Annotated in this window: 12 protein-coding genes; 6 read left to right on the top strand and 6 right to left on the bottom strand. The window is 72.0% G+C overall.

Annotation, left to right across the window (positions count from 1 at the left end; all coding sequences use genetic code 11):
* Positions 1–278: 278 nt before the first annotated feature.
* A complete protein-coding gene (locus tag PUR26_RS11905; RefSeq protein WP_443077050.1) occupies positions 279–2,402 on the top strand; it encodes a SpoIIE family protein phosphatase in 2,124 nt (707 codons plus the stop codon).
* Positions 2,403–2,473: 71 nt separating this feature from the next.
* Here PUR26_RS11905 and PUR26_RS11910 read toward each other — a convergent pair whose 3' ends face one another.
* On the bottom strand, positions 2,474–2,677 hold the full coding sequence (locus PUR26_RS11910; protein WP_329871885.1) for a cold-shock protein: 204 nt from the start codon (positions 2,675–2,677) through the stop codon (positions 2,474–2,476).
* Between the two features lie 515 nt (positions 2,678–3,192).
* Between PUR26_RS11910 and PUR26_RS11915 the strand changes: the two genes are divergently transcribed.
* Positions 3,193–4,446, top strand: coding sequence for an RNA ligase (locus PUR26_RS11915; RefSeq protein ID WP_329871886.1), 1,254 nt, complete (start codon positions 3,193–3,195; stop codon positions 4,444–4,446).
* Positions 4,437–5,351 carry a phosphatase domain-containing protein gene (locus tag PUR26_RS11920; protein WP_329871887.1) on the top strand — a complete coding sequence of 305 codons (915 nt, stop codon included), beginning with the start codon at positions 4,437–4,439 and terminating at the stop codon, positions 5,349–5,351. The genes PUR26_RS11915 and PUR26_RS11920 overlap by 10 nt, the downstream gene beginning before the upstream one ends.
* A 202-nt stretch (positions 5,352–5,553) precedes the next feature.
* Here the strand turns inward: PUR26_RS11920 and PUR26_RS11925 are convergent, their stop codons facing one another.
* Both PUR26_RS11925 and PUR26_RS11930 read right to left on the bottom strand, forming a co-directional pair.
* Positions 5,554–5,949, bottom strand: a complete 396-nt coding sequence (locus tag PUR26_RS11925) for a DUF2267 domain-containing protein (protein WP_329871889.1) — start codon at positions 5,947–5,949, stop codon at positions 5,554–5,556.
* A 73-nt stretch (positions 5,950–6,022) separates the two neighbouring features.
* Positions 6,023–6,460 carry an Hsp20/alpha crystallin family protein gene (locus PUR26_RS11930; protein WP_329871891.1) on the bottom strand — a complete coding sequence of 146 codons (438 nt, stop codon included), beginning with the start codon at positions 6,458–6,460 and terminating at the stop codon, positions 6,023–6,025.
* A gap of 226 nt (positions 6,461–6,686) precedes the next feature.
* Between PUR26_RS11930 and PUR26_RS11935 the strand changes: the two genes are divergently transcribed.
* Entirely contained in the window at positions 6,687–7,337 is a 651-nt protein-coding gene (locus PUR26_RS11935; RefSeq protein WP_329872014.1) for a type III effector protein, read from the top strand.
* Between the two features lie 162 nt (positions 7,338–7,499).
* Here PUR26_RS11935 and PUR26_RS11940 read toward each other — a convergent pair whose 3' ends face one another.
* Entirely contained in the window at positions 7,500–8,258 is a 759-nt protein-coding gene (locus PUR26_RS11940; protein ID WP_329871893.1) for a hypothetical protein, read from the bottom strand.
* Between the two features lie 1,043 nt (positions 8,259–9,301).
* Here PUR26_RS11940 and PUR26_RS11945 point away from each other — a divergent pair.
* Together PUR26_RS11945 and PUR26_RS11950 are read left to right on the top strand one after the other, a co-directional pair.
* The gene (locus PUR26_RS11945; RefSeq protein WP_329871895.1) at positions 9,302–10,675 is read left to right on the top strand and encodes an NtaA/DmoA family FMN-dependent monooxygenase; all 1,374 of its coding nucleotides are present in this window, start codon (positions 9,302–9,304) and stop codon (positions 10,673–10,675) included.
* Entirely contained in the window at positions 10,672–11,874 is a 1,203-nt protein-coding gene (locus PUR26_RS11950; RefSeq protein ID WP_329871896.1) for an LLM class flavin-dependent oxidoreductase, read from the top strand. The genes PUR26_RS11945 and PUR26_RS11950 overlap by 4 nt, the downstream gene beginning before the upstream one ends.
* Positions 11,875–12,001: 127 nt before the next feature.
* On the opposite strand, the gene PUR26_RS11955 is transcribed toward PUR26_RS11950, so the two are convergent.
* Both PUR26_RS11955 and PUR26_RS11960 read right to left on the bottom strand, forming a co-directional pair.
* Entirely contained in the window at positions 12,002–13,186 is a 1,185-nt protein-coding gene (locus PUR26_RS11955; protein WP_329871899.1) for an amidohydrolase family protein, read from the bottom strand.
* Positions 13,161–14,294, bottom strand: a complete 1,134-nt coding sequence (locus PUR26_RS11960; RefSeq protein ID WP_329871900.1) for an MAB_1171c family putative transporter — start codon at positions 14,292–14,294, stop codon at positions 13,161–13,163. Before PUR26_RS11960 ends, PUR26_RS11955 begins: the two co-directional genes overlap by 26 nt.
* Between the last annotated feature and the right edge of the window lie 5 nt (positions 14,295–14,299).

Consider the following 14,299-nt stretch of genomic DNA (forward strand, 5'->3'; position numbering starts at 1 on the left):
CGCCGCGGGCCGGTGACGGAGACACGAGGGAGACCGAGGGGCGGTCCGCCCGGCGGGAACCGCGCCGCCGTCTCCCGCCTCCCGCCCCGCTCCCCCGCACCCTGCGCCCTGCGCCCTGCGCCCTGCGCCCGCAAAGAGTGCATCCGTCGTGAATCCCGCAAAGGAGATTTACGATGAAAATGGTTGCACGCAGCACCACTCCGTCGGAGGGGCGCGCGAGGGAGAGCTCCGCCCGCACCCTCCGGGCCCGCCACGCCCTGCGACGCTGGAGGTACTTCGTGACCGGAACGGGTGGTCCGGCCGTGGACACCGGCGGGGTGGATTCCGCGCTGGCCGAGACGGTACGCAGGGCCGGTGCCACCATCGGGGCGCTCTATCTGCTCGCGGCGGACGGGCAGGTACTGCACCTGGCGGTGCTCTGCGGGGCTCCGGCCGAGTTCGCCGCCCCCTGGGCGAGGGTTCCGCTGGCCGCTCCGGCCCCCGTCGCGGACGCGGTCCGCGAGAACCGCATGATCTGGCTGGGCAACCAGGAGGAGATGGCCCGTTCCTACCCCCGCACGGCGATGGCGCTGCCCTATCCCGTCGCACTCGCCGCCGCACCGGTCAGCGGCGTCCGGCGGTGGGGCTCACTGCTGCTGATGTGGCCGGCCACCCGGCCGCCGCACATCACCCGGCGGGAGCAGGGGCACATCACCTCCAGTTGCCGGGGCCTGGCCCGGCTGCTGGAGGAGTCCGCCGGACCCGGGAAGCCGTCGGCCCCGGACGGCGGCCCCCGCGTCCTCCCCGTCAACACCGGCCGGCGGCTCACCAGCCCGGCGCTGGCCGCCGCGGACTTCTCGGAGCGCCTGCCGGGCGGCTCCCTCGCACTCGACCTCGAAGGGCGCATCACGTTTCTCACCGACGGTGCCGCCGAACTGCTGGGCCGGGACGCCGACCAGCTGCTGGGGACACTGCCGTGGCGGTCCCTGCCCTGGCTCGACGAGCCCACGTACGAGGACCGCTACCGGGCCGCCGTGATCAGCCGCGAGTCCGTCGCCTTCACCGCCTGTCGCCCGCCCGACACATGGCTGGACTTCCATCTCTACCCGGACGCCAGCGGCATCAGCGTCCGTATCGTTCCCGCGGGCGGGCAGCCCCCGCCCGTCCCTGCCTCCCGGCGGTCCACGGCAGCCGCGACTCCCGCCCGCGCCGGACAGCTCTACCAGCTCATGCACCTGGCCGCCGCGCTGACCGAGGTCGTCGGGGTGCGGGACGTGGTCGATCTGATCGCCGACCAGATCATGCCGGCCTTCGGCGCCGACGGCCTGGTCCTCTCCGCCGCCGACGCGGGCCGACTGCGCATCACCGGCCACCGCGGCTACTCCGACGAGGCCGTCGAGCGCCTCGACGGCCTTCCGCTCGACACCACCTTCACTCCCGCCGGACAGGCCTTGACCAGCGGCATCCCGTCGTTCTTCGCCGACGCCCAGGAGATGCGGCGGATCCATCCCGAGGCTCCGCTCGCCAGCGGCAAACAGGCGTGGGCCTTCCTGCCGCTGATCATCTCCGGGCGTCCGGTCGGCTGTTGCGTCCTGACCTACGACCGGCCGCATACGTTCTCGGCCGAGGAGCGTGCCGTGATGACGTCGCTCGCCGGGCTGGTCGCCCAGGCCCTCGACCGCGCCCGGCTGTACGACACCAAGCACCAGCTCGCCCACGGGCTCCAGCAGGCACTGCTGCCGCACACACTGCCCGACGTCACCGGCCTGAACGTCGCCGCCCGCTACCTGCCCGCCACCCACGGCATGGACATCGGGGGCGACTTCTACGACCTGATCCGGCTCGGCGACACCGCCGCTGCGGCCGTCATCGGAGACGTCCAGGGACACAATGTCGCCGCCGCCGCGCTCATGGGCCAGGTCCGCACCGGAGTGCTCGCCCACGCCTCCGCCGGCGCGTCACCCGATCAGGTCCTCGCCCGGACCAACCAGCTCCTCAACGGCCTCGACCCCGGCCTGTTCACCAGCTGTCTCTACGCCCATCTCGACCTGGCCCGAGGTCATGCGACGTTCGCCAGCGCCGGTCACCCGCCGCCGGTCGTGCGGGCTCCCGGCCGGCCGGCCGGCCCGCTCGACGTCCCTCCAGGACCGCTGCTGGGCATCGTCCCCGACGCCGTCTACCCGGTCACCGCGATTCCCCTCACTCCGGGGCTGTTGCTCGCCCTCTACACCGACGGACTCGTGGAGACACCGGGGACCGACATCGACGAGTCGATCGGAGAGCTCGCGCACCGTCTCACCGTCGCCGACGACCGCGACCTGAACCGCCTCATCACCACGCTCCTGACGCAGCTGCGTCCCGCCGAGCAGCGCACGGACGACATCGCGCTGCTCGTCCTGCGGGTGGCGTCCGACCCTGGTTGACCGGCGAGGGCCCGCACGCACCGGGCCCCCGGAGCGCATGCTCCGGGGGCCCGGCCGAACCACTACCCGGATCAGGCGACGGTGATGTTCTCCGCCTGCGGGCCCTTCTGGCCCTGGGTGATGTCGAAGGTCACGGTCTGGCCTTCCTGGAGCTCACGGAAGCCGGACGAGTTGATGTTGGAGTAGTGCGCGAAGACGTCCGGACCGCCGCCGTCCTGCGCGATGAAGCCGAAGCCCTTTTCCGAGTTGAACCACTTGACGGTTCCGCTGGCCATGCTGGTGCCCTCTCAGTCGATATCGGATCCGCACCGCGCGGACCCGGAGGTGATCGCCCTGGTCCTCAGGCACTGCAACAGCAAGACGCCCACGCCGGAGCGCGGGCAGGTACTGCGAACCACGACATCTGGGAAAGACGCTACACGGCGGAACCGTTCACCACCAGAGAGCAACGATCATCAACTGCCGATGTCCGGAACTCGCGGCGCCTCGGGCCCTGGTCAAAAGGGGCCGTTACGGCGGAAGTACGGCCCTGCGAAGCAGGGTGCGACACAGGGCGGAGGTGGGCGTGTCGTCCGGCGCGGGTGGCCGGATCACACGGTCGGCCGCCCCCCGGCGGGTCGCGCGGGCGCGCCCCCACGCGGCCGGCCGGGAGGTCACGACGGAACACCGGACGGAAGCGGCGGAGGAGTCCGGTCACGGACACCCCGACGGACGACTCGCCGCTGCGCCTCGCATCCCGGCAAGATCCGAACGAAGGCTCTAATTCGCTGTCCACGGACGCCCCCCGCACGTGACAATCACAGTCACCGACGGGGAGGACCACATGAGCCAGGCGTACCTGACTCTCCACGAGCTGCTGCCGCCGCAGGAGTTGTCAGCCGCTCTCGACGCGGGACACGTCACGCGCAAGCCCCACCCGGAGCTGCCGCTGTCGATCTACACGTACACCAGGACGTGCCAGTTCGAACGTGTGTGGAACCGTGTGACCACGCGTTGCCGTGGCCTGGTGGCCGACGACGCCACGGGCGAGATAGTGGCGCTTCCGCTGCCGAAGTTCTTCAATGTCGGGGAGCACGGGGCCGGGCAGCCGTACGCGCCCGCCCTCCCGGAGGAACCGTTCGAGGTCTACGACAAGGTCGACGGCAGCCTGGCGGTCGTCTTCCACTACGCCGGCCGATGGCGGGTCGCGTCCAAGGGGTCGTTCATCAGCGCGCAGGCCAGGTGGGCCCAGCGCCTGCTCGACGGCAAGGACACCACGGCCCTGGTCCCCGGGGTGACCTACCTGGCCGAGATCCTGTACCCGCAGAACCGCATCGTCGTGGACTACGGCGACCGCCGCGACCTCGTGCTCCTCGCCGCGTTCGCCCGCAACGGTACGGAGGTGCCGCTGGCGCGGGCGGCGCCTGCCTGGGAGGGCATCGGCTCGGTCGTCACCGTATGGCCCGCCATGCCCCTTGCCGAGCTGCTCGCACTGGCCGAGTCGAACCGGCTCCCCGGAGGGCGGGCCGCGACGGGCACCGACGCGGAGGGTTTCGTGCTGCGCTTCGCGTCGGGCGTGCGGGCCAAGGCCAAGCTCGCGGAGTACGTACGGCTGCACAAGGTGCTCACCGGCGTCACCGAGCGGGACATCTGGCGGGGCCACGGCATCCAGCGCTTCTCCGGACTCCCCGCCCGGCAGACGGCCCAGGCGCTCGGCTGCTCCACGGCGGACGTCGAGGCGTCCGGGGGCAAGCCGCTCGACGCGCTCCTGGAGCAGGTGCCCGACGAGTTCGACGCCTGGGTGCGCGAGGTGGTCGCCCAGATCGAGAAGGACGTGGCCGACCACGAGCGGGCGATCGACGAGGCGTTCCGCTCCCTCGCGCCTTTCACCGGCGACCGGGCCGCCTTCGCCCGTGCGGTCAGGGCGCTGCCCGACCCCGCCCTGCGGCCGGCGATGTTCCTGCGCCTGGACGGGCGCCCGACCGAGCTCGTGACGTACCGTTCCCTCCGACCGGACGCTTCTGATCCGTTCAAGACCGACGAGGAGAACCGACCGTGCCCGTAGTACACGTCATGACGGGGCTTCCGGCCTCGGGCAAGACGACCGCCGCGCGCAGACTGCAGGCGGAGTCCGAGGGCCGGATGCGGCGGGTGAACCTCGACGACCTGCGGACCATGCTCGACGTCCCGTCGCCGGACCGGGGCCGGTCGCACGCGCACGAGCAGACCGTGCTGGCGATCCAGGACGCGGCCGTGCGCGCCGCGGTCGACGGCGGCTTCGACGTGGTCGTGGACAACACGCATCTGACGCCGCACATCCCCAAGCGCCTCAAGGCCGCGGTCGGCGGTGAAGCCGCTTTCGTGGTCCACGACTTCACCGACGTACCGGTGGAGGAGTGCGTACGGCGCGATGCCGAGCGGGAGCGGACGGTCGGCGAGGAGATCATCCGGATCCTGGCGGACAAGCACACCAGGGCGAGGAAGGGCGGCTGGAGGCTCACCGGGGAGTGGTTGAACGACCAGCCGTCTGTGGAGCCGTACACGGCGGATCCGGCGCTCCCTTCGGCCGTCATGTGCGACATCGACGGCACGCTCGCCATCCGGGGCGACCGGGGCCCCTTCGACTTCAGCCGCTGCGACGAGGACCTGCTCAACGTGTCGGTGCGCGGGGCCCTGTGCTCCTTCCGGCGAGCCGACGGCGATGTCGTCGTCCTGCTCTCGGGCCGCGGCGAGGAACACCGCGAGATGACCGAGGCATGGCTGAGGCGGCACGAGGTCCCCTACGACGAGTTGTGGATGCGCGCCGCCGGGGACGGGCGCCGTGACGATGTCGTGAAGGCCGAGCTCTTCGACCGGCATGTGCGCCATCGGTACGCGGTTCGCGTCTCGCTCGACGACCGGGACCGGGTGGTCGCCGTCTGGCGCCGTCTGGGTCTGCCCACCTGGCAGGTCAACTACGGCAACTTCTGACGGGGCGGCCGGGGACGGTCCCGGGGCGGGGCGTCCCGCCCCGGGACCGTCCCGGCGCGTGGGCGGGTGCCTCCGGGGGGGGGCGCCGACGGGCCCGGGGGGTTCCGAGGCCGGCGTCCGCGGCCGCGTGAGCCGGGTGGTCCGGATGAGCCGGGTGGTCCGGGTGGTCCGGGCAAGTCATGGCCCGGACCTACCGGACCGGTCATATGGGCTGAGGGCGACCGAAGAGCAGGTCGTAGCCCGGTGGCAGCTGGAGCAGGACACTGCGGATAAGCTCTTCGCCCGCGGCGTCGGCCACCACGCTGAGGACAGCGCCGGTGTCCCAGGTGGCGGTCTCCTCGGTCGCTCCCTCGATCCAGGCGGCGGTGGCCCGGACGAAGCGCTCCGGGTCCAGCGGCTCGGCGGCCTTGAGCGGGTTGAGCAGGATCAGGGCGAACGTCTCAGGGAGGCGGGCGGCCAGTTCGGCCCTCTCCCGGCCCACCAGATGTGCTCCCAGCAGGGCCAGGACGACGCGGGCGGCCCGCTCCGCCTCCTGCTGCGACGAGTACTCGCCGCGCTCCTGGACGGCGTCCAGGAACGCTTCCCATCTCATGTGCATCGCGCTGCCCCTTACGGCGCGCGGAGGACGGGAGCGAGACCTCGCCCTCCGCGACGCACGGTGCGTGGTTCGATCAGCCGCTGATCTGCCTGCGCTCGTCGCCCCTGGTGCCGATGGCGATCTTGCGGGGCTTCGCTCGCTCGGCGATCGGAATGCGCAGGGTGAGGACACCCGCGCTGTAGTCGGCCCGGATGTTCTCGACATCGAGCGTGTCGGCCAGCACGATCTGGCGGGAGAAGGCGCCCAGGGGCCGCTCGGAGAGCTCCATCTGCACGCCCTCCGCCTTGGGCGTCGGCCGGCGCTCCGCCTTCACGGTCAGCATGTTCCGTTCGACGTCCACATCGATCGCGTCCGGGTCGACGCCGGGAAGGTCGAAGGCCACCACGTAGACGTCGCCTTCGCGATAGGCGTCCATCGGCATCGTCGACGGCCTCGACCAGGTTCCGGAGGCGCCGAGGAGCTGCTGGGTGAGCCGGTCGAGCTCGCGGAAGGGGTCGGTGCGCATCAACATCGCGAAACACCTCCAGTCGGTCGGGCAGTGACTGCCAATGCGCTTCACCTGCCATCCGTTGTAGCATGTCGTCCACGCGATGACAAACAGGATGTCGTCGAAAGGATGACAACAGGGAGTGCGAGTGCCTGAAGCAGACGAGCGGAACCCGCTGCCGAACCGATCGGAGAGTCCGGCGCCCGGGGCGACGGCGGCCGGGTGGTCGGCGCGGCCCGCGCGGGTCTCCCTGCCCACCGCCGTGTCGGCGCTGAGAACCATCGCCGAGGCTGTGCGTGTCGTCCGCGACGGGGACACCGGGGAAGCGCCGGAGACCGATGAGCAGCCCGGCTCGGGGGCGGCCGGGACGTCGCCGGACGAGGCGCTCGCCGCCCTCCTGCTCCTGCGTGAGGTGCGCCATCAGCTCGCGGGATGGGAGACGCACCTCATCGAGGCGGCCCGGGAGGCCGGCGCGAGCTGGGCCGACCTGGCCCCGCCTCTCGGCGTCACCAGCCGCCAGGCCGCCGAACGCCGCTACCTGCGGCTGCGCCCGGGGACCGCGGGCACGACCGGCGAGCAGCGTGTGAAGGCCACCCGCGACCGGCGAGCCGCCAACCGGACCGTGACGGCCTGGGCCCGCCGCAACGCCGCCGACCTGCGCCGGCTCGCCGGGCAGATCACGTCCCTCACCGACCTGCCCGCCGAAGCGGTTCCGCCGATGGACGACCTCACGCGGGCGCTCGCCGACGACGACGCCGCCCGTCTGGTCGGCCCCCTGACCGGCACGCGCCCGCATCTGCGGCGCAGCCACCCGGAGCTCGCCGCCCGCATCGACGACATCACCCGTGAGACCGACCAGCTGCGGCAGGACAGCAACGACCAGCGGCGCCCGTCGTCCTGAGCGGGCGCCGGTCCCGCTGCCGCCGGTGCTCAGGGGCCCCGTCGGCCGCGGGTGGCCCCGGGCACCGGGACCGGTTCACTGATGGCCGGCCCCCGACCTGGCACCCGGGGCCACCGGCCGGGCGGCTCCGGGTGTCCGAGACACCGGAAGGACCGGGAAGGCTCAGCCGAGCTTCTTCAGCTGGGCGTCGATGACGGCCTTCGGCTGCTGGGCGGTACCGGCGAGGCTCTGGGCGTAGAACGTGGCGACCGTGCCGCCCTTGCGCACCGCCACCAGCTGGGTCTTCAGGGTCTCACCTTCGAGGTCCATGCCGAGGGTGAAGGCGACGGCCTCGTCACCCGCGGTGTAGGCGGCGGTCTCCACCTTCGTGATCTTCATCTTCTCGCCGCCGGTCGTCACCGTGACGCCTGCGGCGCAGTCCGCGCCCGCCTTCTTCAGGGCGGCGAACGCGTCGGCGGCGCCCTGACCGTCGTACGTGCCCAGGGTGTCGACCGTGCTCGTGGCTCCGAGCGCCCCGAGGCCGGCCTGGAGCTTCTCCTCCGGTGAGGCGTCCTCCGCCGGCGGCTTGGGCACGGCGACCAGCTTGCGCGTCGCGGTGGCACCGGGCGTACCGGCGCCGCGCATCGCCATCACGTCGACCAGCGGCTTGCACTCCGTCTTGTCGCCGGTGGCGGACGCGGAGGCGGCGAGCTCGGCCTTGGTGACTTCGGCGACCATGTGGTCCGGCAGGTCGGCCTTGGTCAGGACCAGCTTGTCGAGCTCGGCCTGCGACAGGGCCTTGGCTGCCGGGGCGGCCGCGGACTCCTGGCCCTTGGACTCGTCCTTCGCGGCGGTGTCCCCGGAGCCACAGGCACTGACGAGCAGGGCCATCGAAACGGCCCCGGCGGCCACGGCGGTACGGCGAAGAGTGATTCGGCGCATCAGAAAAACAGCTTCCCTCTTGGATGGGTGAACGACGCTCCCCCCGCGCGGTGTTCACTCATCGGAGTTCACGCGGAATCGTCGTGTGCGGGCACAAATGTACGTCCTCGGCCACCGGAAAGATCAATCGATTTACGGTCACGCGCGCGATCGTGACGGCGCCGAGACCCGCACCCGGACCCGTCGGGGCGCCGGCCCTGGCCGCGGGGCCGTACGGCGGGCGACAGGGGCACCCCCAAGGGCAGGCCGGTGCGGCGGACCGGGGTCAGGTGCCGGCGCTTGCCTTGCCGGGCCCCGGCCCGCGGGACTCCGCCCGGACTCCGCCGTGGCTGACGGCACGCGCGGGGCCGGCTTCGGTACGGTGCCGAAACCGGCCGAGCGATACGCCGTCCTCTCGCGTCGCCGTCCTCTCGCGTCGCCGCCCACGGGCTGAGCCGCCTGACGGAAGAACGCGCCGTCACCCCGCGCGCGTTGGTCCTCCCGGCCCGCGTCTTCTGATTGTGAACAGTTCATTGACGGGGCTTGCGTGGCACCTTCGACCACAGCAGGATTCATCGGGTGATCTTCCGGAGATTCCGATGTCCGGCCGATTCGACTCACCAGCGGTGTACGAGCTGAGGCCCCGAGGGGAGGCCGGAAGAACTCTCACAAGGGCGCCGAACCGGTCAGCATGAATGGCGCCCTCGAAACATCGGCAATCCACTCCGGTAACAACCGCGGTTCTCATGGACGAATACCCTCCGCCGTGGGGCCCATGGAACCGATGGAACACGCACATCAACGCACGCCTATCACCTTGTACGGAACGAGAATGCGACCCGCGCGCCTTTCACCCTTCGGCCGACAGCGGGAGCGAAGGCTTACGCACGGCTGTTTCCCGAAGCGGAGAACACGGGGGCGACATGCGTACCGGCAGCAATCGACTGTTCTCGTGACCGTCACCCCTTCAGCGCCGGGCACTGAAAGCGAGTCCCGTTCCGGCCGAGAGCCGGTACAAGCCGGCGCCCCGATTCCACTGTCACAGGAGGCGATACGTCGTGCCCGTGAAACAGATACATCTCGCCGCGCAACTCCCCCCCGTACAACACACCACCGCCCGGGCGGATCCGAGTTCTCGGACCCGGTTCGCATTCGACTCTCTCGCCCGGCTGGCACAGACGGCCGAACGCGGCCGGTTCGACTTCCTCCTCCTCTCCGAGGAGCCGCGGCCGAGCGGGGGCGAGGGGCACGTCCACGACCCCGATGAGGTGCTCAGGGCCGCCGAGTCGCTCACCGTTCTCAGCGCGCTCGCCGCCGTCACCACCCGGCTGGGACTGGCCGCGACGGTCGACTCCACGTTCAACGAGCCGTACGAGGTCGCGCGGCGGCTGGCGACGCTCGATCACCTCAGCGACGGCCGCGCCGCCTGGCACGTGGTCTCCGGCCACTCCGCGTTCACCGGTGGGAACTTCCGGCGCGGCAGCTTCCTCGATCCTGCCGACCGGCACACCCGCGCCGCCGAGTTCCTCCGGGCCGCGCGCGAGCTGTGGGACAGCTGGCGCCCCGGTGATGTGCGGGCCGACGCGGAGGCCGGTGCGTTCATACAGGCCGGGGCGGGCCGGTTCGCGCACCGGGGTGAGCACTTCGACATCTCCGGACGGTTCGGCACGCCGCGCGGGCCGCAGGGGCATCCGGTGATCATCCACTCGGGTGACTCCCCCGAGGAACGGGTGTTCGCGGCGTCCCACGCCGATGTCGTCCTCGGCGACCACGGCGGCCTGGAGGACGGCCGCGCCTTCTACCAGGACGTCAAAGGCAGGCTCGCCGCATACGGCCGCGTTCCCGGGGAACTGAAGATCCTCCCTCCCGCCACCTACGCTCTGGGCGACACGTCCGAGGAAGCGGCCGAACACGCGGCCGAGATCAGCCGGGCCCGAATCGGGCCGCAGACCGCGATCGCACGGCTGGAGGCGGTCTGGGGCCGGGACCTGTCGGGGTACGACCCCGACGGGCCGCTGCCCGACATCGACCCGCTGCCCGACGCGGAGATCACCCACGGGCCCACGCGGTACCGCAGGGGCGCCACCGTCCGCCGGTGGCGGGAGATCGCCGAAGAACGCGGGCTGAGCATCCGCGAGCTGGTCATCGAGGTCACCGGACGGCCGACGTTCGTCGGCACTGCGCGCCAGGTGGCGGACTCCATCGACGAGTCCGTGCAGACCGGTGCAGCCGACGGCTTCGTCTTCGTCCCGCACCTCCCTTCGGGCGGCCTGGCCGATCTGGTGGACCGGGTGGTGCCGCTCCTCCAGGAGAAGGGCGTGTTCCGCGCGGAGTACACCGGTACCACGCTCCGGGACCACCTCGGCCTGGAACAGGCCCGCACCGCACGGGCCGGACGCTCGGGCACCGACGGACACGCCGGGAAGGAGACCCCGTGACCCCGCTTCACCTCGCCGTCGCGCTGGACGGCGCCGGCTGGCATCCGGCTGCTTGGCGCGCGACCGACGCGCGGCCCGCCGAGCTCTTCACCGCCCGTTACTGGGCCGATCTGGTCACCGAGGCCGAACGCGGCCTGCTCGACTTCGTCACCTTCGAGGACCCCCTCGGCCTCCAGACCGCCTCCTTCCACCTGCCCGACGACCGGACCGACCAGGTCAGGGGCGCCTTGGACGCGGTCCTGCTGGCGGCCAGGGTCGCGCCGCTGACCTCGTACATCGGGCTGGTCCCCACCACGAACGTCACCCACACCGAACCGTTCCATCTCTCCACCGGCATCGCCGCCCTCGACCACGCGAGCCGCGGGCGGGCCGGCTGGCGGCCGCAGTTGTCGTCCCGCGCGGCCGATGCCGCCCTCTTCGGCCGCCGTACGACCCCGGCTGTGACGGCGGAGGACGTCCTGGACGAGCGGCTGATCTCCCAGCGGCTGCGTCCGCTGTTCGACGAGGCCACCGAGGTGGTCGAGATCGTGCGCCGGCTCTGGGACAGCCGGGAGGACGACGCGGAGATCCGCGACGTGGCGACGGGGCGCTCCATCGGCGACGCCGGGGTCCACCCCATCGATTTCGAGGGGCAGCACCTCAGCGTGCGCGGCCCGTCGATCACGCCGCGTCCTCCGCAGGGCCAGCCCCTGGTCGCCGTGCTGGCGCACGCCCGTACACCGTACGAACTCGCGGCGCGCGGAGCCGACGTCGTCTTCATCACGCCGCACTCCCGTGCGGACACCACGCACCGGCTCGGCGAGGTGGCGGAGGCGAGGCACGCGGTCCGGCGGCCGGTGGACGAACCGCTCCTGGCCTTCGCGGACCTGCTCGTGTTCCTGGACGACGAACCCGGCCGGGCCGCGCGGCGCAAGCAGCACCTGGACGAGCTCGGCGGCGCCCTCCTCGCCTCGGACGCGGAGATCTTCACCGGTACGCCGGGCGAGCTGGCCGATCTGCTGCTCGATCGGCGGGAGGCGGGGCTGGACGGCTTCCGGCTGCGGCCCGGTGCCCTTCCCCACGACCTGACGGGCATCACCCGGGGCCTGGTGCCCGAGCTGCGGCGACGCGGGGTCTTCCGCACCTCCTACGGAGCCAGGACCCTGCGTGGCCGTCTCGGACTGCCGCGGCCCGCCGGTCGCTACGCGTCCACTTCCTGATCCGGACGGGTCCGCCCGGCCGGAGCCCGGCTCGTATACGCCCCGGAGGAAGGGCGGACGCGAGCCGGGCGCGCCGCCGCGCACGCGCCGGACCGGTATCGAGGGCCCGGGCGCCGTCCGGGCCTTCTCACATGCCGATGGGTCGGCCTGCCGTGAGGACGTGCCGGATCGCCCGCAGGGAGTCCAGGCTCTCCAGCGGATTCCCGTCGACGACGATCAGGTCGGCGCGCATGCCGGGGGCGATCGTGCCGGTGTCGGTCAGCCCGAGCGCGTGGGCGGCGTGGACCGTCGCCATGTCCAGGATCTCGGCATGGCTGAAATCGAGGGACGAGAAGAACTCGAGCATCCCGACGTAGTCGCCGAACCGGGCCCCCGGCACCCCCGCGTCGGTACCGGCGATGAAGCGGACGCCTTCCTTGCGCATGTCCCGGATGACCCCGGCCATCGCCTCGGCCCGCTCGGGGCCCATCTGTTCCAGGAAGAGCCGCCAGTCGCCGGACACGCAGCGGCAGACGGCGATGTCGTTCTCGACGATCCGGCGGGCGGTCGGGGGGTCGTAGACGATGCCCTCGGCAGTGCGCCAGGAGCAGTGCTCCAGCGTGCGGACACCGGCCGTCACACAGTGCTCGATGGTGTCGGTGCCATGGGCGTGCGCGGCCACCCCCAGGCCGTACCGGGCGGCCTCGTCGACGATCAGGCGCAATTGGTCCCGGGTGAACTGCGGTTGCCACATGCGCGGGCCGCCCGGGGTGAGGGCCCCGCCGGAGGCCATCACCTTGATCAGGTCCGCGCCCTGCTCCGCGTTGCGGGCGATTCGGGCGCGGATCTCGTCGTCGGTGGTGACTTCGCCGCCGAGGAACCCGCAGTGGCCGCCGTGCGAGGTGAGGGGCGCGGTCGCGGCGAGGACGCGCGGCCCGGTCGCCGTCCCGGCCGCTATGGCGTCGCGGAGCGTCACGGTGAGCGCGTCGCGGTCGCCGAGGTCCCGGACGGTCGTCACGCCGGCGGCCAGCATCTGTTCCGCGCGGTCCGCCATGGCGGTGGCGAGTTCGCCGGGGTCGGCCTCCGCGACGGCGCGGAGGGGGTCCGGGCCGGCGTCGAAGGCGAGGTGGACGTGGCAGTCGATCAGCCCGGGCAGCAGGGTCGCCCCGGGACAGGCCAGTCGCGGCACTTCCGGCTCCACCGACGTGTCCAGTTCGGCGGCGGTACCGACAGCGGTGATCGAGCCGCCTTCCACGAGCACGGCGCCCCGGGTGATCACCCGGTCGGCGGGCCCGGTGATGACGTGGTCAGCGCTGATCAGAACCTTGTTCACGATGTCCTCTTGCATAGGCTTGGGAGATGGCGATGAGCTCCCGGGCGTCGTCGCCCAGGTCGTTGCCGGCGGGGAACGCGATACGCGCGGCGGGCAGCGCCGTATCGGGGTCCTCGGCGGCCGGCTTCAGCGTCAGCGCCTGCGCGATGTGCCGGGCGAGCTGGTCGGCCGGGCCACGGGCCAGGTCGACCCCGGGGGCGACGCGCGCCAGATAGGGGCTCAGGCGCACCAGTCCGTCGCGGCACTCGATGAGCCTGCGGTAGAACCGCTCGTGGGTACGGCGGAGCCTGAACCGGCTCCACCTGGCCCCGGCGGGGTCACTGTTCAGGACCAGCTCGGGATAGGCCCCGGCGAGTGCCGTCCACAGCGGGGTGAGCTCGTGGTACATCCGGCGGTGGTGGAGCACCGACCGCTGGTGCATGACGAGTTGCACGGCGGCCGAATAGCTGATGCCGACCAGGACGATGCCCATGGCCCAGTCGTTCAGCGACCAGTTCACGGTGTTGAACGTCTGGTACGCCCCGGGGTCGTGGATGCGCAGGAAGACCCAGACGACCCGGTTGACCGAGGTGATCGCCAGCGCGGACAGGCCGACCGCGGTGATCCGCAGACCGAGCGCCAGGTAGCGGGTCGCCATGCGGGCGTAGCGCAGGGCCCACCAGCCCGAGGTCAGATAGGCGTAGAGGAAGTAGGCGTTTCCGACGATGTAGAAGCAGGCGATGGTGGGCCGCGCCATGTCCGGGGTGCTCAGGGTGTGGCCGCGCAGGGCCGGGGGTGTGGCGATCATGCACAGGACCAGCGCGACGACGACACCGGCGAGCAGGCCGGTGTTGGCGCGCAGCTGGCGCCGGTACCTGGCGCGGGCCCCTCGTGTGGAGGAGATGAAGAAGAGGATGAGGGCGGCCAGGCCGGACATGTAGATGGCGTTGAAGGCGACCTTGCCGACACCCACGGTGGTGTACGTGTCGAGCGCGCGGCCGGCTTCGGGGAAGCTGAGGATCTCGCCGGCGGTCAGCAGGAGCAGGCAGACGACCAGGACGCGCAGTACCCGGTCGTGCGGAGCCCGTGCCAGGTCGATCATCTTCCATACCGACCCGATGACCAGCATGACGG

Source organism: Streptomyces sp. SP18CS02 (assembly GCF_036322365.1).
Lineage (GTDB): Bacteria > Actinomycetota > Actinomycetes > Streptomycetales > Streptomycetaceae > Streptomyces.

What these genes read in the sequence shown, in the direction of transcription:
- PUR26_RS11910 (WP_329871885.1), bottom strand. Translation starts at nt 2,677, where the DNA reads ATGGCCAGCGGAACCGTCAAGTGGTTCAACTCGGAAAAGGGCTTCGGC.
- PUR26_RS11925 (WP_329871889.1), bottom strand. Translation starts at nt 5,949, where the DNA reads ATGCACATGAGATGGGAAGCGTTCCTGGACGCCGTCCAGGAGCGCGGC.
- PUR26_RS11930 (WP_329871891.1), bottom strand. Translation starts at nt 6,460, where the DNA reads ATGTTGATGCGCACCGACCCCTTCCGCGAGCTCGACCGGCTCACCCAG.
- PUR26_RS11940 (WP_329871893.1), bottom strand. Translation starts at nt 8,258, where the DNA reads ATGCGCCGAATCACTCTTCGCCGTACCGCCGTGGCCGCCGGGGCCGTT.
- PUR26_RS11960 (WP_329871900.1), bottom strand. Translation starts at nt 14,294, where the DNA reads ATGCTGGTCATCGGGTCGGTATGGAAGATGATCGACCTGGCACGGGCT.